21 protein-coding genes, 4 pseudogenes and 1 riboswitch are annotated in these 19,978 nt (G+C 43.5%); of the genes and pseudogenes, 13 read left to right on the top strand and 12 right to left on the bottom strand.

Going from position 1 to position 19,978, the window contains the following annotated elements:
- Positions 1–12 precede the first annotated feature (12 nt).
- Both NST83_RS09815 and NST83_RS09810 read left to right on the top strand, forming a co-directional pair.
- A complete protein-coding gene (locus NST83_RS09815) occupies positions 13–2,040 on the top strand; it encodes a beta-galactosidase (protein ID WP_137062679.1) in 2,028 nt (675 codons plus the stop codon).
- A 138-nt stretch (positions 2,041–2,178) separates the two neighbouring features.
- The gene (locus NST83_RS09810; protein WP_342417464.1) at positions 2,179–3,405 is read left to right on the top strand and encodes an MFS transporter; all 1,227 of its coding nucleotides are present in this window, start codon (positions 2,179–2,181) and stop codon (positions 3,403–3,405) included.
- Positions 3,406–3,632: 227 nt separating this feature from the next.
- Here NST83_RS09810 and NST83_RS09805 read toward each other — a convergent pair whose 3' ends face one another.
- Both NST83_RS09805 and NST83_RS09800 read right to left on the bottom strand, forming a co-directional pair.
- Complete coding sequence (locus tag NST83_RS09805) at positions 3,633–4,463, bottom strand: DegV family protein (RefSeq protein WP_342417463.1); 831 nt, start codon at positions 4,461–4,463, stop codon at positions 3,633–3,635.
- A gap of 21 nt (positions 4,464–4,484) precedes the next feature.
- The gene (locus NST83_RS09800) at positions 4,485–4,922 is read right to left on the bottom strand and encodes a winged helix DNA-binding protein (RefSeq protein ID WP_342417462.1); all 438 of its coding nucleotides are present in this window, start codon (positions 4,920–4,922) and stop codon (positions 4,485–4,487) included.
- A 127-nt stretch (positions 4,923–5,049) separates the two neighbouring features.
- On the opposite strand from NST83_RS09800, the gene NST83_RS09795 reads away from it, so the two are divergent.
- Entirely contained in the window at positions 5,050–5,517 is a 468-nt protein-coding gene (locus NST83_RS09795; RefSeq protein WP_342417461.1) for a GNAT family N-acetyltransferase, read from the top strand.
- 128 nt (positions 5,518–5,645) lie between these two features.
- Here the strand turns inward: NST83_RS09795 and NST83_RS09790 are convergent, their stop codons facing one another.
- Positions 5,646–6,227: an NAD(P)H-dependent oxidoreductase gene (locus tag NST83_RS09790; protein WP_342417460.1), complete on the bottom strand. Its 582-nt coding sequence runs from the start codon at positions 6,225–6,227 to the stop codon at positions 5,646–5,648.
- Between the two features lie 72 nt (positions 6,228–6,299).
- The gene (locus NST83_RS09785; protein WP_137062673.1) at positions 6,300–6,722 is read right to left on the bottom strand and encodes a MarR family transcriptional regulator; all 423 of its coding nucleotides are present in this window, start codon (positions 6,720–6,722) and stop codon (positions 6,300–6,302) included.
- Positions 6,723–6,876: 154 nt separating this feature from the next.
- Between NST83_RS09785 and NST83_RS09780 the strand changes: the two genes are divergently transcribed.
- The 5 genes and pseudogenes from NST83_RS09780 to NST83_RS09760 all read left to right on the top strand — a co-directional run.
- Positions 6,877–7,095, top strand: coding sequence for a hypothetical protein (locus tag NST83_RS09780; RefSeq protein ID WP_342417459.1), 219 nt, complete (start codon positions 6,877–6,879; stop codon positions 7,093–7,095).
- Between the two features lie 109 nt (positions 7,096–7,204).
- Entirely contained in the window at positions 7,205–8,107 is a 903-nt protein-coding gene (gene murQ, locus NST83_RS09775) for an N-acetylmuramic acid 6-phosphate etherase (RefSeq protein WP_342417458.1), read from the top strand.
- Positions 8,108–8,192: 85 nt separating this feature from the next.
- Positions 8,193–9,227 (top strand): stalk domain-containing protein, encoded by a 1,035-nt coding sequence (locus tag NST83_RS09770; RefSeq protein ID WP_342417457.1) that lies wholly within the window; start codon positions 8,193–8,195, stop codon positions 9,225–9,227.
- A gap of 59 nt (positions 9,228–9,286) precedes the next feature.
- A complete protein-coding gene (locus NST83_RS09765; protein WP_137062661.1) occupies positions 9,287–9,580 on the top strand; it encodes an immunity 53 family protein in 294 nt (97 codons plus the stop codon).
- A gap of 98 nt (positions 9,581–9,678) precedes the next feature.
- Positions 9,679–9,870: pseudogene (locus tag NST83_RS09760) on the top strand (ran-binding protein 10); the annotation flags it as partial.
- A gap of 153 nt (positions 9,871–10,023) precedes the next feature.
- Here NST83_RS09760 and NST83_RS09755 read toward each other — a convergent pair.
- Positions 10,024–10,581, bottom strand: coding sequence for a DUF1003 domain-containing protein (locus NST83_RS09755; RefSeq protein ID WP_137062660.1), 558 nt, complete (start codon positions 10,579–10,581; stop codon positions 10,024–10,026).
- Between the two features lie 313 nt (positions 10,582–10,894).
- Positions 10,895–11,067: riboswitch (M-box (ykoK) riboswitch) on the bottom strand.
- Between the two features lie 8 nt (positions 11,068–11,075).
- On the bottom strand, positions 11,076–11,342 hold the full coding sequence (locus tag NST83_RS09750) for a hypothetical protein (protein WP_342417456.1): 267 nt from the start codon (positions 11,340–11,342) through the stop codon (positions 11,076–11,078).
- Positions 11,343–11,511: 169 nt separating this feature from the next.
- Between NST83_RS09750 and NST83_RS09745 the strand changes: the two genes are divergently transcribed.
- Complete coding sequence (locus tag NST83_RS09745) at positions 11,512–12,000, top strand: PLAT/LH2 domain-containing protein (protein ID WP_342417455.1); 489 nt, start codon at positions 11,512–11,514, stop codon at positions 11,998–12,000.
- A 219-nt stretch (positions 12,001–12,219) separates the two neighbouring features.
- On the opposite strand, the pseudogene NST83_RS09740 reads toward NST83_RS09745, so the two are convergent.
- Together NST83_RS09740 and NST83_RS09735 are read right to left on the bottom strand one after the other, a co-directional pair.
- Positions 12,220–12,393: pseudogene (locus tag NST83_RS09740) on the bottom strand (transposase); the annotation flags it as partial.
- Positions 12,394–12,548: 155 nt separating this feature from the next.
- A pseudogene (locus NST83_RS09735) lies at positions 12,549–12,776 on the bottom strand (hypothetical protein); the annotation flags it as partial.
- A gap of 85 nt (positions 12,777–12,861) precedes the next feature.
- Here NST83_RS09735 and NST83_RS09730 point away from each other — a divergent pair.
- A protein-coding gene (locus NST83_RS09730) for an IS3 family transposase (RefSeq protein WP_342417454.1) occupies positions 12,862–13,988 on the top strand; the annotation gives its coding sequence in 2 pieces (ribosomal slippage) (positions 12,862–13,111 and positions 13,111–13,988; 1,128 coding nt in all).
- Between the two features lies 1 nt (position 13,989).
- Here the strand turns inward: NST83_RS09730 and NST83_RS09725 are convergent.
- A complete protein-coding gene (locus NST83_RS09725) occupies positions 13,990–14,625 on the bottom strand; it encodes a discoidin domain-containing protein (RefSeq protein WP_342417915.1) in 636 nt (211 codons plus the stop codon).
- Positions 14,626–14,791: 166 nt separating this feature from the next.
- On the opposite strand from NST83_RS09725, the gene NST83_RS09720 reads away from it, so the two are divergent.
- Positions 14,792–15,778, top strand: coding sequence for an SPRY domain-containing protein (locus NST83_RS09720; protein ID WP_342417453.1), 987 nt, complete (start codon positions 14,792–14,794; stop codon positions 15,776–15,778).
- Positions 15,779–15,975: 197 nt separating this feature from the next.
- Here the strand turns inward: NST83_RS09720 and NST83_RS09715 are convergent, their stop codons facing one another.
- From NST83_RS09715 to NST83_RS09705, 3 genes and pseudogenes are all read right to left on the bottom strand, one after another.
- Positions 15,976–16,269 carry a winged helix-turn-helix domain-containing protein gene (locus NST83_RS09715; RefSeq protein WP_342417452.1) on the bottom strand — a complete coding sequence of 98 codons (294 nt, stop codon included), beginning with the start codon at positions 16,267–16,269 and terminating at the stop codon, positions 15,976–15,978.
- An 84-nt stretch (positions 16,270–16,353) separates the two neighbouring features.
- A pseudogene (locus NST83_RS09710) lies at positions 16,354–16,431 on the bottom strand (YjcZ family sporulation protein); the annotation flags it as partial.
- Between the two features lie 648 nt (positions 16,432–17,079).
- Complete coding sequence (locus NST83_RS09705; RefSeq protein WP_342417451.1) at positions 17,080–18,477, bottom strand: DNA-binding protein; 1,398 nt, start codon at positions 18,475–18,477, stop codon at positions 17,080–17,082.
- A 238-nt stretch (positions 18,478–18,715) separates the two neighbouring features.
- Between NST83_RS09705 and NST83_RS09700 the strand changes: the two genes are divergently transcribed.
- Both NST83_RS09700 and NST83_RS09695 read left to right on the top strand, forming a co-directional pair.
- Entirely contained in the window at positions 18,716–18,925 is a 210-nt protein-coding gene (locus NST83_RS09700; protein ID WP_137062649.1) for an XRE family transcriptional regulator, read from the top strand.
- Positions 18,926–19,284: 359 nt separating this feature from the next.
- On the top strand, positions 19,285–19,962 hold the full coding sequence (locus NST83_RS09695) for a tetratricopeptide repeat protein (RefSeq protein ID WP_342417450.1): 678 nt from the start codon (positions 19,285–19,287) through the stop codon (positions 19,960–19,962).
- Positions 19,963–19,978: the final 16 nt, after the last annotated feature.

The raw sequence follows: 19,978 nt of genomic DNA, 5'->3' as shown, positions 1-19,978 counted from the left end.
GAGGTGATTAGCATGATAAGCGGTAAACTGCCTAAAGTATTTTACGGCGGAGATTACAATCCTGAGCAATGGGATAACACCACACATCAGGAGGACTTACGCATGTTCCAGCTGGCAGGAATTGATATCGCCACAGTCAACGTATTTTCCTGGGCCAAAATTCAATCGGATGAAATCACATATCATTTTGAATGGCTGGATCAATTCATCGATAGTTTATATGAAAGCGGTGTCTTTGTGTGTCTTGCCACCAGCACTGCAGCTCACCCTGCCTGGATGGCGACTCGATACCCAGATATTCTCCGGGTCGATGCCGACGGGCGCAAACGAAAATTCGGCGGACGCCACAATTCCTGTCCGAACAGTCCCACCTACCGCAAATATGCGGAGAGCATGGCTGACCGACTGGCAGAACGCTACAAAAATCATCCTGCGATCCTCGTGTGGCACGTGTCCAATGAGTACGGCGGGGATTGCTATTGCGATAACTGTGCTGCTGCATTCCGGGTGTGGCTCAAACAAAAATATGGAACACTGGAAAAAGTGAACCGGGTATGGAATACTTCGTTCTGGGGGCACACCTTCTATGATTGGAATGAAATTGTACCCCCAAATAATCTGAGCGAGCATTGGGGCGAAAACCACTCCACCTTTCAGGGCATTTCCCTTGATTACGCACGCTTTAATTCAGACAGTATGCTGGAATGCTATTTACTGGAGTATAACGCGATCAAAAAGCATATCCCCGAAGCTGTCATAACGACTAATCTGATGGGCTTTTTCAAGCAACTGGACTATTTCAAATGGGCAAAGCACATGGATATTGTGTCTTGGGACAGCTATCCGCGGGCTAATACCCCACCGAGCTATACCGCGATGGCCCACGATCTGATGCGCGGTCTTAAGGATGGGCAGCCGTTTATGCTGATGGAGCAAACACCGAGCCAGCAAAACTGGCAAGCATACAATTCACTCAAGCGGCCTGGTGTCATGCGGTTATGGAGTTACCAGGCAGTTGCGCATGGCGCAGACACGGTCATGTTCTTCCAGCTTCGCCGTTCCATCGGAGCCTGTGAGAAATTCCACGGGGCTGTGATTGAGCATGTCGGTCATGAGAATACACGCGTATTCCGGGAGGTGGCACAGCTCGGCAGAGAGCTTGGCACTTTAGGTAATACGCTGCTGGATGCAACCGTTAACGCAAAAGTAGCCATTTTGTTCGATTGGGATAATTGGTGGGCACTGGAGAAATCAAGCGGTCCTTCTGTAGCACTGAATTACGTCGATCAGGTGCACAAATATTATGCCGCTCTATTCCACCGTAACGTGCAGGTAGACTTGATTTCCGTGGAATCAGATTTCCAGAAATATGATCTCATTATCGCGCCTGTACTCTACATGGTCAAGCCGGGTACAGCGGAAAAGCTGGAACAATTTACTGAACATGGCGGCACCTTTGTCACCACCTTTTTCAGCGGAATTGTGAATGAAAACGATCTAGTCACAACCGGAGGCTATCCGGGTAAGCTGCGTAAGCTTCTCGGAGTTTGGGTAGAAGAAATTGACGCGCTTTTGCCGGAGTCACGAAATCGGATCGTATTGAAGGAACAGGTAGGAGCATTACAAGGGGAATATGAATGCGGCTTGCTCTGCGACCTGCTGCATAGCGAAGGTGCCGAGGTGCTGGCGGAGTATGGCGATGATTTTTATCAGGGAATGCCCGTGCTGACACGCAATCGTTTTGGTCAAGGCGAAGCATGGTATGTGGCTTCGGACCCTGAAGAAGCTTTCCTGGACGGCCTGCTGGGCTATATTTGTGAGGAAAAAGGGATTCCGTCCTTGCTGCGTGCTCCTGCGGGTGTGGAGGCCAGCGTGCGCTCCAAGGATGGAAAATCGTATTTGTTCATTCTGAACCATAACGCCCAGAAACAGAATTATCATCTGGATGAACAAAAAGGACATGAGCTGCTCAGCGGCGAATTCCTGGAAGGAGATGTTACCATCGAAGGCTATGGCTTTCATGTGCTGGAATTATCATAATTCGATTCCCAACGCTCGAAAGTACAATATATAGACGAACTAAACCGTTTCGTCTCTATATTGCTGATTTGAAATCGCTCTTGGGTTTATGCAAAATACTCAGTATAATTGCAATTTCAGGTATCAAAGGAGTTCATCATGAAACGACTGCTATGGATTGGCAGCTTATCTTATTTTTTAATTGGCCTGGCGCACGTGGTTGTAGGGTCTCTGCTGCCCGTGCTGCTGGACCACTATGACCGGAATTATACGGAGGGCGGAAGTCTGATCTTCGCCCAATTTTCCGGTTTTCTGGCTGGCGTCCTGCTGTCGCCATGGCTTGCAAGGCAATTCGGCAAACGCCGGACGCTGGTATTCGCCTTGCTACTGCTGTGTGCAGCAGAAGGGCTCTACTCACTGCTGCCCCCATGGGGTTGGCTATATGCCGTCGGAGCGGCAGCCGGCTTTGGCTTCGGTATGGTGGAAGCGGTCATCGGCACCATCGTGATTAGCGGTATTACCCAAGGAACGGGTGCAGCTATGAGCCGCCTGGAAGTCTTCTTCGGGATCGGCGCGTTAGCAATGCCCGCGGTTGCCAGCCAGTTGATCGCCCTTGGCTGGTGGCGGTTGGCCTTTCCTGTTATCTCCGTCTGTGCGACGGTGGCAGTCGTAGCCTGGCTACGGGGATCCTTCGGCAAGCTGGATGCCGTATTGGACGAATATGAGGGTCGTGGGGAAAAGCATATACATTCCGGCTCGGCCCCACATTCTCCATCCACGGGAGCTTCCAAAGGGGGCCCTGCGGGAAATTGGCTGCTACTGGCACTGTTTATCATCTTTTTCTTTATTTATGTAGGGACAGAAATGAGCCTTGCCAATTTCCTACCTTCTATGTTCATTGAACGGCTGGGCCTTACACAAGCTGAGGCGGCACTCAGTGTTACTTGCTTCTGGCTGGCGATGGCCGCCGGGCGGCTGTTCGCAGGCAACATTGCCGATCGTTACGGCTATGGTGTCTTTGTCGCCCTAAGCTCACTGGCGGCGACCGTGCTGCTGTGCGTGTTCCCGCTGATCAAGGGCACTGCTGTTACCTTTGTCCTTATTGCACTCCTGGGGCTATGCATGTCCGGCATATTTTCCATCGCACTCGTTTTTGCCAGCAAAATGATGCCAGGTACAGTAGAATCCACCACCAGCCTGCTGATTGGTGCGGGTGGAGTCGGGGGTGCTATGCTGCCCTTATGGCTTGGAAACAGCATGGATCGTGGCGGAGCAGTCGCTTCAGCCTGGTTGCTGGCAGGCTTTGCTTGTATCCTCTGCCTGCTTGGCGGCATTCTGTACGTCCTATACATGCGCAAAAAACGGCTTCAAACCGCTTCATCCTAATAATGCCTCTTTCGGCGCATCGGCTGTTCCTTGGTATCATCCTAGGGAACAGCCGATGCGTTATTTTACATACTGGACGAATGTACCTTGTACAAAGGCCTAATTTGAGCTAAAGATAGACATAATATTTCAATGTGTATATCAGCATGTCAAAAAGGCTTACTCCAACTCAGGCTCGAATTGGCATAAACCTTGATTTAATAAGAGAGTATCATTCATCCATTAGCTTAAAACGCCATAATAATTCCTTTGTCATTGGCATACATCGAACTGATTCCTCTGGTGGACACAATCAGAATATCCTTAAATTGATAGCGGTTCTTTAACGCATTCATCAGCTTCTCCGCAAGCCCGGGATTATTACAATGGGTAATCACAATGCTTTCCCCATCCGTAGCCCGACCACTCTTTTCAATCGTATCTGTCAGCTTTTCAATGATTTGATTTTGACCACGCGCTTGGGTAAACAATGCGATATTTCCGTCACCGTCTGAACCCAAAATGGGTCTGATATGCAGGAATGAAAGTATCTTTCCCGTAATTTTATTCATTCGTCCGTTCTTCACCAAATTATCCAGGTTCTCTAGCACAAAATAGGTTTTCATCTTCGTGATAAAGCTTTCCAGTGAAGAAATAATCTCTCCTTTATGATACCCCTCGTCGATCAGTTTGCGTAATTTTAGAGCTAACAATATTTGTCCAGCCGACGCGCTTTTCGAATCGAATACATGAACATCAGCCCCTTCTTCCTCCGCCATATCCTTACCAACCAATGCACTTGAATACGAACTGGACAGATTGCTGGATATTGTAATGGCAAAAGAAGTATGCTCACCTTGAAATGCTTCCTTATACAGCATAGGTGACGGTGAAGCCGATCCGATCTTGGTTGTACAGGCTTTCATTTCTTCCATAAACTGAGGTAAATCTAGCGTTTCATCATCTATAAAGCATTTTTCTCCCAAAGTCATGTTTAACGGGATCGTCGTGATTTTCATTTCTTCTCTAAGCTCTGTCGTTAAGTCACAGCAGCTATCTGCTATTATTTTATACTTCATCCTGTACACCCTCACATTATGTTATTTTTCAGTTGAATCCGCATTCATGATACTTATGGAAAGCTCGATCAATCGTATAAATTCCTTGACATCGTCCTCACCCAAACCCCCTACCAGTGCTTCAAAATAGCCCTCAATTCTCTCTTGTTTTTGTTTAATCAGGGATGCACCTTCTGATGTGAGCCTTACACACATTCGTCGTCTGTCATGCTCAGACATTTCCATGGTCACATAACCTTTTTTTCTTAAGGCCGTAAGCGCTGCCGTAATTCTTGATCTGGATACATGCAGGTGGTCACTGAGTAAGGATGGGTTAATTTCATCATCTTGATGCTGAACTAAATATTGAAGCACATGGTTTTCCCCTTGGATAAGCTCCGTCAGGCTGCTGAATAATTCCATGTCATAAATCCGGTTAACGGATTCTCTCAAATCATCCCTTAATTCATAATCTTTCATAGTGAACCTCCGTAAAACGCATAATACATATAGTTAACTATTAATACTATGTACTATAATGAATTGCTGACGATAATAACAATGAATTATTTGTGAATTTTAATACATAGAGGAGTTGTTACATTAGGTGAAACCATTTACTCTTCGCCAATCCCAAAATTCCGATGTTGAAACCATTGCTCATTTACGGGCCACTGTACTGCGTAACGATTTAACCAGGTTAGGAAGATTTGATGAAGAAAAAGTTCGTCAACGCTTCCGTGATGCATTCGACTCTGTACATACCTGGATCATCGAAGTAGATTCTTCTTTTGTTGGTTGCATAGCTTTTAAACCGACGTTAGACGGTTATTTATTGGAGCATTTTTATATTCGCCCCAATTACCAAGGTAAAGGAGTCGGAAACCAAGTATTAAGTAATCTGCTTGAACAAAATGATGTAAAAGGAAAACGTGTAACCTTAAATGTCCTGCAAGGAAGCTCTGCCAGACGTCTTTATGAACGGTTTGGTTTTAAAGTTGAAAGCGAGGATCCTATTGACGTTTACATGTCCTTAATCGTAGAGGGACATTCCAAAACCGTCGAAGGATATTAGCATCTATATAAAACTGAACTTAAAAATTTCATGTAATTGCCACTGCGCATTCGGAATCAGCTTATATAGAAGAAAAGGCCAACCAGTAAATGCTGGTTGACCTCATCATTTGAAGACTGACTTATATTTTACAATACCGATTTGACGGTGTCTTGGACCTGCTTCAACAGTCCTTTATAGCCATCTTCATCAAGGTAGCCGATACTTCCAAGCAGCAAGTGACCGACGGATTCAATCCCAACGAAATCAAAAATCCCCGTATCCGAAGTGATCTTCAATCCTGCGCTCATACCAATTTCATCGTAGATCGCGTTGGGGGTACCGTGTGTATTCACAATAAAACCTTTTTTACCTGTAAGGAGCTTATTAATCCCTTCCGGACCAGCCGTATATGCAAAGCCGTAGGCAAATACACGATCAACGTAACCTTTCAGGATAGCAGGAAGACCTGTCCACCAAATCGGAGAAATAAACGTGATCGTATCGGACTGCGAAATGTATTCCTGCTCTACTTTAATATCAGCTGGAGTTTGCCCAGCTCTCATAGCGGCAGTATCCTCAATTTTTAATACAGGTTGAAAACCAAGGGCATATAGATCGCGTATAACGACTTCGTCACCTTTTTCTTTCAAGGTATTTACAACAGTTTCCAGTATCGCGTGATTGAAACTTTCAGCGTTAGAGTGAGCATAAACGATAAGATGTTTCATTTTAATTACCTCCAGATGTTTTTATGTTATTTTGAATTTAATATAGATATCTATACATTAATTTAAAAAAATTTATAATCTGTTTTTTACATGTTCCAGCAGATACTCCAGTTGTTCTTTTTCTTCGTCTTTGAGACCACCATAAATGGTTTCTTTTAATCTATTGGAGATCACTTCAAATACAGGCTCCAGCTCTTTCCCCTTATCGGTCAGATATATCAGGGTTACTCTGCTATCCTCCCTTTCTTTTTTTCTTTCGACATACCCCAGCCTCACTAGCTTGTCGATCAGAACCGTGACTGTGGGCTGCTGACGAGAAATTTTTTGCGTCAATTCTTTAATAGAAAGCCCGTCCTTTTGATAGAGGAACATTAATATTCCACCATGGGAAGGAACAATCCCTTCAACTCCATAGGATTCGAGTTCAGACACAATCAATTTATTGATCGAGTCTCTGATCGTTCCTATCAGTGCAGCTGCGTTATTTTTTAACATACAAGTATTATTACATAGACATCTATATATATCAAGTATTTTTGTCAGTCTTATCTGGTTTTAAGTTTAACGTATGAATGCTCTCATCTCACAGACGCATTAAAAAGCCAAAATACCCTTAGTTCATTAATGACTTTGAGTATTTTGACTTACATTGTTTAATTATGAAATTAAGGGGTATTCGAGGCATGAGATACATTTCAGATACGCCCCGCTCTTCCGCGAAATGCTGTGCGGTAGACTGCAGGAGTCATTCGGTGGACTGGTTTTTGTTGACGGGAGCCAGGGAGCGCCGCCTTCGGTCGGAGCAGCGCGGCTGGCCCGCGAACTGGTGGACGGGCGGCAGGATGAACCCCCATCCACCTTGTTGTAGCTTCAATACAGAGAAACAGGATTTTGCATATTCAATTGAAATACCGCTGTAATATTGCTTGGGAAATTATGCGAAATACTCAGTATACTAGACTGGTAGGAGGAACCTCATGAACCATATTTTAGGTAGTTTGATTACAGAGCAGCCCAATGACCAAACAAATGCAATCGACCATCTCGATTCCGCTGGAATTATGCATCTAATTAACAATGAAGACCGCCAGGTCGCCGAGGTAATCCACGGTCTGATACCGCAGATTGCCGAAGTAGCCGACTTTATCGTGGAGGCGTTCCGCAATGGCGGCAGGCTGTTCTACGTTGGTGCCGGAACGAGCGGGAGAATTGGCATTCTTGACGCCTCGGAGTGCCCGCCGACCTACGGGACCACCCCCGAGATGGTACAGGGCTTAATCGCCGGCGGATTCTGGGCCGTCAAGGACCCGGTCGAAGGCGCGGAGGACAGCGAGGAGTTGGGCGCCTCCGATATCGACGATGCCGCAATCAGCGTGAGCGATGTCGTCATCGGCATTGCCGCCAGCGGACGTACGCCTTATGTGCTGGGCGCGATGAAACGCGCCGGAGAACGGGGAGCGGTGGTTATCGGCCTCTGCAACAACTACGGAACGCCGATGACCAGGCTCGGCAAGCTGACGATTGAAGCCGTCGTCGGGCCCGAGGTTGTCATGGGCTCGACGCGGATGAAATCGGGAACGGCGCAAAAAATGATTCTTAACATGCTGACCACAACAGCAATGATCCGTATCGGCAAAGTGTACTGGAATCTGATGGTCGATTTGAACCCCTCTAACGAGAAGCTGGTCTACAGGGCCAAGCGCATTATCGAACTGGCTACAGATGCTTCCGGGGAGCAAATTGAACAAGCCTTCCATGAATCGGAAGGTCACGTGAAGACGGCGATTGTTATGCTGCTGGCTGGAGTTGACGCCGCTGAAGCACATCGCCGGTTGACGGCGGCGGATGGATTCGTGCACGGCGCCTTGAAGGAAAGCTAGAATCGCTCCAATATTTGGTACACAACTAATTAAGGGTAGCCTCGTACAACTTAGATGAACATATCAACAACGAGGTGATGACAGCATGACAATCAAAAAGGGAGTATTGCTGGCTCTACTGGCCGTATCGCAGCTCCAAGCGAACCCGTCTTATGCGAAATCGGTGCCGCTGACTCCAGTGACGACCGTCTATCTGGATGACCGCCCGCTCCAGCTTGCCGCCCCGCCGCTGCTGCTAGACGGGACAACGCTCGTCCCCATGCGCCAGTTGTTTGAGGCGCAAGGAGCCAGGCTCTCCTGGAACGGATCTAGCAAAACCGTAACGGCAACCAAAGACGACACGGTGCTGACCTACCGTATCGGGGAACTCACCTCCACCCTAAACGGCAATGAGCTGTCCCTGAATGTTCCCGGACAGATTGTTCAAGGTAATACGATGATTCCGCTGCGCTTTGTAAGCGAAGCGCTTGGGAGCACAGTGAAGTGGGATGCACTGACTCGGACGATTCGGATTGTCTCCAGGAACGATTTTTTCACAACGGTTCTTTCCAGGGTCAACCTGCGCAGCGAGCCAGATTCATCGGGAGCTTCCCCTTCCCTGCGGCTTATTTCAGGCGGCGAAAAGGTTCATGTCATCCGCGAGGTCAATGCCCTCTGGCTGGAAGTGCGCACCAAAGACAATCTGACCGGATACATATCGGCAAAACCAAAATACAGCGATTATACCAGCCCATCCCTGGCGGAACGGCAAGGGGAAGAACTGATCGCCTACGGGGAGAAATTCCTCGGTACCCCTTATGAATTCGGCGCAGCAACCAGCCAGACATCGACCTTTGATTGTTCTTCTTTTGTAGCGGAAGTGTTCCGGCATACGCTCTCCATCGAGCTCCCCCGGGTCTCTTACGATCAAGCTAAAGAAGGCCGGAAGGTCGGGCTAAACGAGCTGCGCAAAGGCGACCTGCTGTTCTTCAGCGCACGCGGGCTGGAGATCGGCCATGTGGCTATCTATGCGGGGAACAACAAATTGCTGCATACGTTCTCCAAAGAACGCGGCGTTCATTTTGACACGCTTGACGATAAATGGCAGCAACGTTTCGTAACAGCCCGCAGGCTGTTTTAGAATGAAGTCGGCCCTATTTTATATTGTCGAAGTCTATTATGTAGAGGTATTATACTTCAATGGATACTATGACATGGATACAAAATTGGTTTGCTCAACATTGTAATGGAGTCTGGGAACATGCAGAAGGAATACAGATTTTAACACTGGATAATCCAGGCTGGTCTATATTCATTCATTTAGAAGGAACGATACTGGCTGAAAAAGATTTTGAACCGATATCTGTCGAACGAAGTGAATCAGATTGGATTCATTGTAAAAAAGCCGAAACAACATTTAAAGGCTACGGTGGTGTACAAAATCTAAATGAGTTGCTGATTATTTTTAAAAACTGGGTAGAGTCTTTGGAATAAAGACAAGAGGAGTAGTTATGCAATTCGAGACAAACAGGCTTTTATTTCTCTCGTTTTGATAATGCAAAATTGGTTATCTGTCCAATTACAATTCCGGTCAATTCGATTTAAGCAAAAAAGAACTGAGTGCCTTCATCGCTTGGTATGACGCTAAAGATGCTGGTAGAGGTGCCTCATTCTTTGCCATTGACAAGCACAATAATAACAAAGGCCCATTCAGCAACCGTAAAGACTATGTAATCTTCAATAAAATACTCACGTTTGAAGTAAGCAAGTATTCAACTAAATAAATGATATGAAGGACTCCATTCTGGCTATATACCAGTGGAGTCCTTCTTTACATCTACTTTTAATTCAAACTGATTCCTCATAAAATAGCTTCCGTTAATCTTAATCGATTCAGGTGAAAACTTTACTACGGGGCCTCCATATAATCCAAAGGGTCATTTGTGTTCTTCATTCATTCGGTTGTTTAGAACAAGTAAAAGTTTTTTAATCTCAATCAGCTCGCCTTCGATCCGATGAAGGTGGCTTTGCATATCGTCAATCTCTTGTTCCGCTTTGTAGTTGATCGCAAAGTCAATGATCGATTCATGCTTATCCCTTGCAGCTTGGCGGTTCTGACTCATCATAATGACTGGAGCCTGGAATGCTGCGATAAAGGACAAACACAAGTTCAACAAGATAAATGGAGGTTCATCGAAATGAAAGCGAGTAAACGGCAAGCTGTTCAAGAGTATCCAGATGGTCAGAAAGATAGCAAAATAAGTAATAAATCTCCAGCTACCGCCGAATGATGCAATCCGATCCGCAAGACGATCTTGCCAGCTTGTCGTTCTTTGGTACGCTTCATCTAAATGAGAAAGAATGCTATTTTCGTAACTATCGACTAGCCGATCAATACGACGAGTATTTTCCGGATTCAATTCAATATCAAAGCCTTGAATTTGAGCAGCACTTTTATTTTGCTGCTTTTTTTGAAAAAAATTCATTTTTGACATGTCGACTACCTCCTTATTTTAAGGCAGTCAGGCCCAATACTACCCCGTAGGAGAGGAGCTGCAACCATACTCAATTACGGTATCTAGTTTTAACCCGACTGCCAATAGACTCACTGGCTCTGGATCCGGTTCAGTCGAACTTCGACTACTCATAGAATGGTTACCCCCCTCTCCCATATCGTATTGTTGGCTCCATATTTTACTGATCTCACAAGAACCATGTCACTGCCAATACCTAACACATTGAAATAAAAACGCCCCTCAGTTCAACTGAAGGGGCGTCGTTCTGCATGCAAGATAAGGCATGCAAATATCCGATTCCCCCAAGTCGAGCTTTAGCACTATACGACGTAAAAGAACCAAAGTTCTTTAGCCACATTAAGAAGAGCCTTAATCCGGCAATTCCTGTTATACCCATTGGCATCTTTCGATGTTTCCGGGCAGTGGCTTATGTTCGTATAGGAGCCTCACCTAACGAGGACATCCATATTTCCCTAGCAAGCATACTGCTGTCCAAATGTGCTGTCAACCCAAATATATTCGCTATATTTTACATATGTATGCACCTGGTGACAACGGCGCTGGCACACCCCCTTATAATGTAAAATAAAAAGTCGCTGTGCCTCAGGTGCGGCAAAAAGGTAGTCTACAACCCCCACCGTATCCTCACCCAACGGCTTTACTACATATACTCTTACCTGGCTTAATGCTGCTGCAAATAGTTCGATACGCGACTTTAACACTTTATATGTATGATTCATGCTGATCACCTCAGTAATTCATATGGAAACAAGGATATCGACACATAAGGATAAAATATGACAAACAAAGACAATAAAAATATTCTTCTTCACTACCAAAGAACTATGTACAAGTATATGCCACATGTATAACATTAAATACAAATACTAGAAAGGTGGTAACAATTTAATGAAAAAAGTATCTTTACTAGCATCAGCACTGTTTATCTCATCTGTAGCTTTCGCAGCGCCTTCTTTTGCCGATCAGGTCACAAGTGACACTTATAGTTCATTTCAAGACTCTAGTAGAAGTATAGAGTCAGTTACACCTTTTGCTAATGTTGAATATGTTGTTACTGTAAACACTGCCAATCTTAAAGATGCTGGAACCGATTCAAATATTTCTATAACTCTGTATGGTTCTAATGGAGATTATGCTACCGCTACACTCAATGGAAGCTTTGAACAGGGGGATTCTGATACAACAAGAATCAGCACCAGCAACCTTGGTGACATCAGAAAAATTACGATTAGAACAGATGGATCTGGATATAAACCTGGTTGGAAAATCGCTAATATTAAAATAACTGGAAACGGGAAAACTTTCTCATTTGCAGGCCCTAACCGCTGGCTTGGTGATGGCGGTTCCGCAGATTCCGAAACACTTTTCCCATCCTAATAACAAATTCTTATAACAGTTAATACAAAAGACTCTGTCAATAATGATGGAGTCTTTTGTAATATATAGATTAATTACCCTTTAACATTCATCCCTTAAATACAAAAAAACCACCAAGGTAGTCAGTAGCGTGTCACCATTGCTTTCGGATTGCACAACGGGTGCTTAATGCTTAATTCGATTAAAGAAACATTCACATCGGACTAAGCCATTTCAGCCCCCTTCGACTGCATTCAGTTCGAGACTATGGGGAGGCTCAAGTAGATCCTTCATCTCGTTTAGGAACGATGCCAGCAGCTTCGCATGGTGAATTCGCGCATTGTCCAGGATCATCGCAATTTTACCTGTCGGATATTCGGTTAACACTCTTTTCAAAAAGATCAAAAATGTTTCTAAAGTATAATTCTACCATAGTTTTCTAATCTTTAGTTCAACTAATATAGATACCGCATACCTTATGTTTCATTCAATAAATTTGGCTAGGCAAACGGAATTCACCTCAACGAAAAATTCCCCGCCGACCAATTAAGTTTAGCGGGGATTTATTCTTATTTTGAGTATTCACTCACTTCAAACGTTAATATCCTCTCATATAGCATGTAATCCTTACGACTACTAAATGGACCTTTATTATTGTCGTGTTTATTTATGGCATATGAAGCTTTGCTGGTTCCAGCCTGCTTGCCTTCATACCAGGTAATGAAGTCGTTGACCTCTTTCATACTCAGGTCGAACTCTTTTTCTAAGCCGGTGGTCATGGTGACTACCAATATTGCACTGGATCGGCTACACTCTTCTAGACAGAAAAATTGTGGTCTAATATAGTAGACTACAGACCAACCTAGAAGGAGCAAATGGACGATGACTAAAAAAGAAAGACGTACCTTTAGCGCTGAATTTAAAGCACAAATGGTTCAACTCTATCAGAGTGGTAAACCGCGAAAGGATATCATTCAAGAGTATGATTTGAATCCTTCATCGTTAGATAAATGGGTGAAACAGAGTTCCACATCTGGATCCTTCAAAGAGAAAGACAACCGAACTCCAGAGGAATTAGAACTGATCGAGCTTCGAAAACAGAACAAGCAACTGCTCATGGAGAATGACATTTTAAAGCAAGCCGCGCTGATCATGGGACGAAAGTAAATGTCATTCGCCAGAATAAACATAAATACTCGGTATCAGCAATGTGCGACGTCCTAAAGCTCCCTAGAAGCACCTATTATTATGAAGAAAACAAAGTGGAAGTGACATCGGAGGATGAGCTTCCCTCCCTGATTATGGACATTTTTCAAAGCAGCCGACAAAACTATGGTACGCGTAAGATAAAAAAAGAGTTGCACCAACAAGGCTTTACGGTATCCAGGCGGAGAATAGGACGAATCATGAAAGAATATGGGCTGGTTTCCTCGTATACGATCGCTCAGTACAAGCCTCATCCCACGAAATGCAATGAAGCCAAGCAAGCGAATGTATTGGACCGGAAATTTGAGCAAGAGCAGGCGTTATCTGTCGTCGTAAGCGATCTGACGTACGTTAGAGTAGGTTCATATTGGAATTACGTATGCTTCTTTGTGGATCTGTTTAACCGCGAAATTATCGGTTACAGTGCGGGGGCACACAAGGATGCCAAGCTGGTTTACCGTGCTTTGGCTTCGATTAAGGGCAACCTGAATGACATTCAGCTCTTCCACACGGACCGAGGCAATGAATTCAAGAATAAGCTCATCGACGATGCGCTGGAGGCTTTTCAGATTGAGCGTTCCTTAAGCATGAAAGGCTGCCCCTATGACAACGCCGTTGCGGAAGCCACGTTTAAAATTTTCAAAACGGAGTTTGTGAAGAAACGTCATTTTGAAAGTCTAGCTGAGCTAACCACAGAATTACATGACTATGTGCACTGGTTCAACCATATTCGGATTCACGGTTCTCTGGAGTACTTGAGTCCGGCTGAGTTCAAGCAGAGGCACCATAAAAAAGTTGTCTAGTTTAGTGTTGACAATCCACACGGTTGCCTGTTGGTTGAGACGGCTCTGCGGGCTCAGGGGCCACAATTGAAGGATCATACATCATTTCCATTTCACCTAAGGTCACATAATAAGGACGCCCGTTATTTTCTGTGATATTCAGTCGATATTTTTTGTATGTTGTGTCATTATTAAAGGTGAAAACTTTCTTGACTCCTTGTTTCCAGTCTGTAATATTTTTTTGAGTATCTAGTATAACCCAATTTGCTCCGTCCCATCCCTCAAAAGTCCAAACTTTCGGAGATTCTGTACCCGATTCAGTATAATTTTTTCGAGGTTCTAACGTGTACGTATTTATAGCTACTGGTTTTTCAAATTCATAACCTAACCAACCGTACGGTACCCCATCTTTAGTTGCCCATCCAATTCCTTCAGCTGTATGATCAAACGCATTATAGGCCTGATGTCCAGAACTCCAAGTGCTGCTTGCGCTTGCTTCGCCTGACGGTGCAGTATTAGAAGTCATTTTAGGTATAAGATTGGTTACCCCTTCACTACTCCCAGGCTCAGACGCTGCATACATGCTTGAATGAAAAAGCGCAAGTGCCCCAAATAAAAACATTCCAAACAAGATACTTACTTTTTTAAGGAACTGCATTTTCACTTTATTTCCCCCTAATGATCTAGTTGAACAGATACAAAGGTAATAAATTCCTCGGAATTTGTCTACACATATATTTAAATATATAGATATAAATGTTTAGACATTCCTTTATTTCAGTTTTATAATCCATTTTGTTATTACATAATTTTAGGAGGAAGTCATGAATAATAAAATGTTCAAAAAGCTTGGGAGTATCTTGTTAGCATTATTTATTGGAGTTTCTGTGTTCTCATTATTTCCTACAGTTACAAAAGCTGAGACTACAAACGTAACTTGGACAAATGGATCTACAACAACTACTATTGATCGTGAGAAGGGAGAAACAAGGGACAGAGCGACAGTAGGGAAAACAAATGGGAAATGGTATTGGGAAGTAAAGGTAAACAATGTTGCCTCATACGTAGGAATAACAGGTGAATCGGACAAACAATACCAAGTGATTTATGGAGCTGGTGGTCAAATTTGGAATAACATCACATCACCAGTAGCAGTAGGTTACAATTCTGGTTTTGGAGTTGGTTACGTTATCGGCATTGCATTGGACTTAGATAACGATAAAATTGTTTGGTACATTAATGGGGTCTCACGCGGAGCTAATTCCATTAAACCATCTGAACTAGAGGGGACCCAGATTTTCCCTGTTGTTTTAAGCGGAACTGGCCAGAAAATATCTTTTGAAGCTAATTTTGGAGCAAGTGAGTTTAAGTATCCAGTTCCTGAAGGATTTTTACCTTATCAAGCTACGGGCGGATCTTCCACACCTGACCCATCTACAAAGCCTGATCCATCTACAAAGCCCGATCCATCTACAAAGCCCGATCCATCTACAACACCGGATCCGTCTACTAAACCTGATCCAACTACAACACCGAATCCGTCGGATACAGATGGTACCACCCAGCCTACTGGTGACCGTGCAATTCTGACTGTAACAATGGACAATGGTTTAGATAAAGAATTCGATTTAAGCAAAAAAGAACTGAATTCCTTCATCGCTTGGTATGATGCTAAAGATGCTGGTAGAGGTGCTTCATTCTTTGCCATTGATAAGCACAATAATAACAAGGGTCCATTCAGCAACCGTAAAGACTACGTAATATTCAATAAAATACTTACGTTTGAAGTAAGTGAGTATTCAACTAAATAAATGATATGAAGGACTCCATTCCGGCTACATACCAGTGGAGTCCTTCTCTACATCTACTCTTAATTCAAATTAACTGCCTTGCGTTATAGTGCGTCCTACCTTTTCAGAAGTATCCTGGGCTATTACTTTAACCTCATCTTCAAATAACAGATGGTCGATGTCTTTCCTCCAGCTTGCGTTTCAGCTGCGGGAACGTGTCATCCCGAAAAACGACCTGCTCCTGCGGATCTGCTTTGGCAGGGTATACATTGCTTTTGTGAAGCTAATCCCAGTCGTCTCAACACTTTGCGAACACCGCGAACGGTGTATCCCTGTCCAAACTCACGCTGAATCCAAGCGGCGATTAAGGTCAGTTTCCAGGTGTACCTACATCTGCGGGCCGCTTGCTCACCAGCATTTCCACAATAGGTGTAGTCACGACGGATACCAGGTTTTAATTCAGGGGTAATGACACTTGGAGGAATACCCGAAAAAAAATGACAGGTACACACTACAAAGACTCTACCGGTTACATACCGATAGAGCCTTTTATACCGAAACAATGATCGGGCATTACCGTGACATTGCTTTAAAAATTAAACCCAACAGGCTTTAGTGATGATAACCAACAGAATAAAGAGCACCAAAATTGCTGCTGGCGATGTGAAAGCACCAAAACAGTTTTCCCTACGCTCTTCCCTACGCTCTTCCCTACGCTCAGCTCCTCCAACACATCCACTCACATGAACTCCTCCTTTTTTAAGATACTGTATACCGTATGTGTCATTCAATTAATTTGACAAGGCTAAACGGAAATTACTTCAATTAAAAAATCCTGTTAACCTCAGGTATCTGTAACAGTTTGTCAGGTGGAACTAATATTCGCACTATAAGTCCACGCTTACTATAAAGTAGGATGTACGCGATGTTATCAGAAGGTTGAAATGACGTATATCCGTATTTTATCCTGATATCTCTTTTACATCGCTCCATGTGATTGCTTGAATAAATCATTTTCCCCATGCCGAAAGTACCTTTTCGTATCTTTTAACAGAATATTACTCCTTTTTGCTGTGATTAAATGAGAGAAAAAAAGCAGAAAACCCTTGTCACAAAATTGGCAAGGGTTGATGTCATTATGTAGTGTATGTGGGTCTATTATCTTTTTTATTGAAACCTTAATCATATAAATATATAAAGAAATTACGATAAGAAAATTTCTTGTATGACAGTCTTGAAATTAGGAACCTACACCGTGATCCATTGGCTTTATAATAGCATCAGGAAAAGTAGTTGAAATTTGTCCACTCCAGAAAGTAAAACTAAAGAAACTTATTACTAAGATGGCAGAGATTAATCCTCTCATGTACTCTTACCTCCTCCAAAATTTTTTTGTAACAGTTTAGTTGGCCTTCTGTAGCTTGTTCTCTGCATAATTCAAACAAAGCAACTCCCTGAGCAAACATACTACTGTTGTTAATAGTAACTGATAAATTGAGACTCTGTAAAGTATTTTGAATACACTGTTCTGACGCACCTTTATCTAAATAATACAGGGATAAATGATAATGAAAATGTAATCTTCGTCCTAATGCAATAATATCATCATATTGGTTGAACTTTGATATTTCTTCAGATAATTCCTCTAGGGATTTATCTATAGAAAAACCGTATTTATTTGCTGTCCCTGCGATAATCGCCAATCCAAATAGAACTTCACGAGGATGTGAGGCTAAATAATGTGTATATTCCGTTAACATATAATTATGACCCATAAGCATATCCAACATATACGAATTAGCTACTGCAAACATTTTAAACTTATTCACTTCTTCTGTTCCAATAATATTCAGGTCTTTAAACCAAGACAAATCAGAATATCCATCAATATATTTTCTAGAGTCTTCATAGAAACCCTGCTTCTCATATTCAGTTGCTTTTAATAGGTACCCTTGACCATAATACACAACCAAATGTCTTTCGGTATTCAAAGGAGTCTTTTCTCGCTTACTCCCTTTTCTTTGATTCTGCTCCTGATAAACGACCTTTGCCAATACGATTAACTCGTCAGCGCATTCCCCCATTCGTTTCCAGTCACTCAATGTATAATATGTGTTTGCCAATTGTAATAGTCCATCCAACTGGAAATGTACAGGTAAACGATTTCGAAACTGTAAAAACCGTGTGGCTGCATCTCTATTTTTCTGCAAGTCTTGTCCCAAGGCGGCACGAAACAGTCGATACTGGCTAATCGCCAAGGTTTCGGAATGCTGGTGTTTCTCATGTTCAGCCACACATTCATAGAATGGTACCGCCCCCTGCTGATTTCCTGCTGCGTGTACCTTCTCTGCAATTTCAAACACCGTAGAAATCTGACTTAGATTCTCTATCAAACGAGATAATACTCGTTCAATACAAGCGGTTTTCCCAAGCTCTGCACAACGCAGCAAAAAAGGTTCCACCCGGCGACGGTCTGGCTTTCCTGTAATAAAACACTCTTCTACGTAACACTCATACATCCATCCCTCTGGTTTTCCTAAAGCCTGGATCATACTATCAAAATGCCGCAATGGAAGAGGATATTTATGGGGATCATGATTGAGCAATAAACTAAGGTAGCTACCCCTTATTTCTGTTGCTTTCGAGAAACCGCCTAGCGTAAAGCCTTTTTCCTGCATACACTTTCGTATTTCTGAACGAATCACAATGGCTTGTTCCAATGAATATCCCGCCTCCAGTAATGATTTCAAAATTTCATTCAGAGAACCTACTTTTTTACGTAATATTCCGATTATAGAATTTAGACATAAATAATGTCAATTATACCCACGATGAAGTTGCAATTTTCAAAGAAAATCTATTTTCGATAATTATTTTATCTCATGGTACGCTTTAAATACCCAATTAGCAACCAATCAAGACTAATTTTTCAACCTATATACACAGAGAAGGTGAATCATGTTGGACAATAATAAAAAACACCCTGTAACGCCCTTCGGATGGACGATCAAGCAGAAGCTTGTGGAAAGGCAACTGGATCAGAAAACGTTTTGTGAGACGTACCAAATTCCGCCTTCTCGTCTGTCGAATCTCATTCATGGTACAAGAAAAGCCAAACGACACAGGAAAATAGTATCCCAAATACTTGGCATTCAGGACGAGTCATAGAAACCTATCGTACATATGAGGGGAAACTTTGAACATGCGACATTTTTATAAGCATAAGCCTGAACGTTGTGTACTCTGCCATTCGACCGAATCTATCATTATGTCCAAAGGTGCCTTCATTTGCGCCCACTGTTATCTCAAAAGCACGTACAAGTACCCTACCAAGTTAGAGAGCTACCACCGTTCCAAAGTTGCCTTTCTGGTAAGAATGTACATCGAACATCATAAATGAACACACTACTTCACACTGCCTGTTTTACACTCCTTTACAACCTCGCCATGCTAGTGACCCTTGAGATAACCGTATGCTATAATGTGGAAAGTATGGATAGTGACATATACAGGAGGATGGGAGCAGAATGATCGGGAAATTTTTAATTTTCTCTCTATTATGGAGCTTGCTCGGCAACCCGTTTCTGGCGTTGCTCGTACTGCTGATTGTGATCTATATATTGGATCGCAGCTTTGTCGGTGTATTGCCCAGCATCAGCAAGCCATGGAAAAGAAGGCGCAATGCTGCCCGGCTGCGTCAACAGATCGCTTTAAATACCAATGATGTGGCTGCCAAGTTCGATCTGGCTCGTATTTGGATCGAGAGCAAGAAATACCATCAGGCTTTGGAGCTGCTGCTGGACATCGAGTCCCGCTATGAGGACTCCGCAGATTATTGGAACGCACGGGGAACGGCTGAGGTACATACGGGGCACATCGAAGATGGAGAAGCGCATTTGCTGAAAGCACTGGACATTAACCCGCGGGTACAATACGGCGAACCCTATTTGCATTTAGCCGCAGCTTTCAAGGAACGTGATGTAAATAAGTCGCTTCACTATCTTCAGCAATTTCAGGAAATTCAGTCCTCTTCCAGCGAAGGCTATTATCTGACAGGCTTGATGTATCGTTTGCTGGGACGCAAGGAGGAGGCCACGACAGCCTTTAACCAGTCGATTGCCGTCTACCGCTCCCTGCCCAAATACCGCAAACGAAGTGAGCGCAAGTGGGCTGTACGCAGCCTATTCCGTAAATTAATCGGCTAACGAGCTTATATTTTTT

The sequence above is a fragment of the Paenibacillus sp. FSL R10-2782 genome, assembly GCF_038592985.1.
Taxonomy (GTDB): Bacteria; Bacillota; Bacilli; order Paenibacillales; family Paenibacillaceae; genus Paenibacillus; species Paenibacillus terrae_C.
The sequence above is the reverse complement of the archived record's forward strand: the minus strand, read 5'-3'. Positions and strand labels throughout refer to the sequence as shown.

What these genes read in the sequence shown, in the direction of transcription:
- NST83_RS09790 (WP_342417460.1), bottom strand. Translation starts at nt 6,227, where the DNA reads ATGAAACATCTTATCGTTTATGCTCACTCTAACGCTGAAAGTTTCAAT.
- NST83_RS09785 (WP_137062673.1), bottom strand. Translation starts at nt 6,722, where the DNA reads ATGTTAAAAAATAACGCAGCTGCACTGATAGGAACGATCAGAGACTCG.
- NST83_RS09745 (WP_342417455.1), top strand. Translation starts at nt 11,512, where the DNA reads ATGAAAAAAGTATCTTTACTAGCATCAGCACTGTTTATCTCATCTGTA.
- NST83_RS09815 (WP_137062679.1), top strand. Translation starts at nt 13, where the DNA reads ATGATAAGCGGTAAACTGCCTAAAGTATTTTACGGCGGAGATTACAAT.
- NST83_RS09770 (WP_342417457.1), top strand. Translation starts at nt 8,193, where the DNA reads ATGACAATCAAAAAGGGAGTATTGCTGGCTCTACTGGCCGTATCGCAG.
- NST83_RS09805 (WP_342417463.1), bottom strand. Translation starts at nt 4,463, where the DNA reads ATGAAGTATAAAATAATAGCAGATAGCTGCTGTGACTTAACGACAGAG.
- NST83_RS09810 (WP_342417464.1), top strand. Translation starts at nt 2,179, where the DNA reads ATGAAACGACTGCTATGGATTGGCAGCTTATCTTATTTTTTAATTGGC.
- murQ (WP_342417458.1), top strand. Translation starts at nt 7,205, where the DNA reads ATGAACCATATTTTAGGTAGTTTGATTACAGAGCAGCCCAATGACCAA.
- NST83_RS09750 (WP_342417456.1), bottom strand. Translation starts at nt 11,342, where the DNA reads ATGAATCATACATATAAAGTGTTAAAGTCGCGTATCGAACTATTTGCA.
- NST83_RS09800 (WP_342417462.1), bottom strand. Translation starts at nt 4,922, where the DNA reads ATGAAAGATTATGAATTAAGGGATGATTTGAGAGAATCCGTTAACCGG.
- NST83_RS09725 (WP_342417915.1), bottom strand. Translation starts at nt 14,625, where the DNA reads ATGCAGTTCCTTAAAAAAGTAAGTATCTTGTTTGGAATGTTTTTATTT.
- NST83_RS09720 (WP_342417453.1), top strand. Translation starts at nt 14,792, where the DNA reads ATGAATAATAAAATGTTCAAAAAGCTTGGGAGTATCTTGTTAGCATTA.
- NST83_RS09755 (WP_137062660.1), bottom strand. Translation starts at nt 10,581, where the DNA reads ATGTCAAAAATGAATTTTTTTCAAAAAAAGCAGCAAAATAAAAGTGCT.
- NST83_RS09765 (WP_137062661.1), top strand. Translation starts at nt 9,287, where the DNA reads ATGGATACTATGACATGGATACAAAATTGGTTTGCTCAACATTGTAAT.
- NST83_RS09700 (WP_137062649.1), top strand. Translation starts at nt 18,716, where the DNA reads ATGTTGGACAATAATAAAAAACACCCTGTAACGCCCTTCGGATGGACG.
- NST83_RS09695 (WP_342417450.1), top strand. Translation starts at nt 19,285, where the DNA reads ATGATCGGGAAATTTTTAATTTTCTCTCTATTATGGAGCTTGCTCGGC.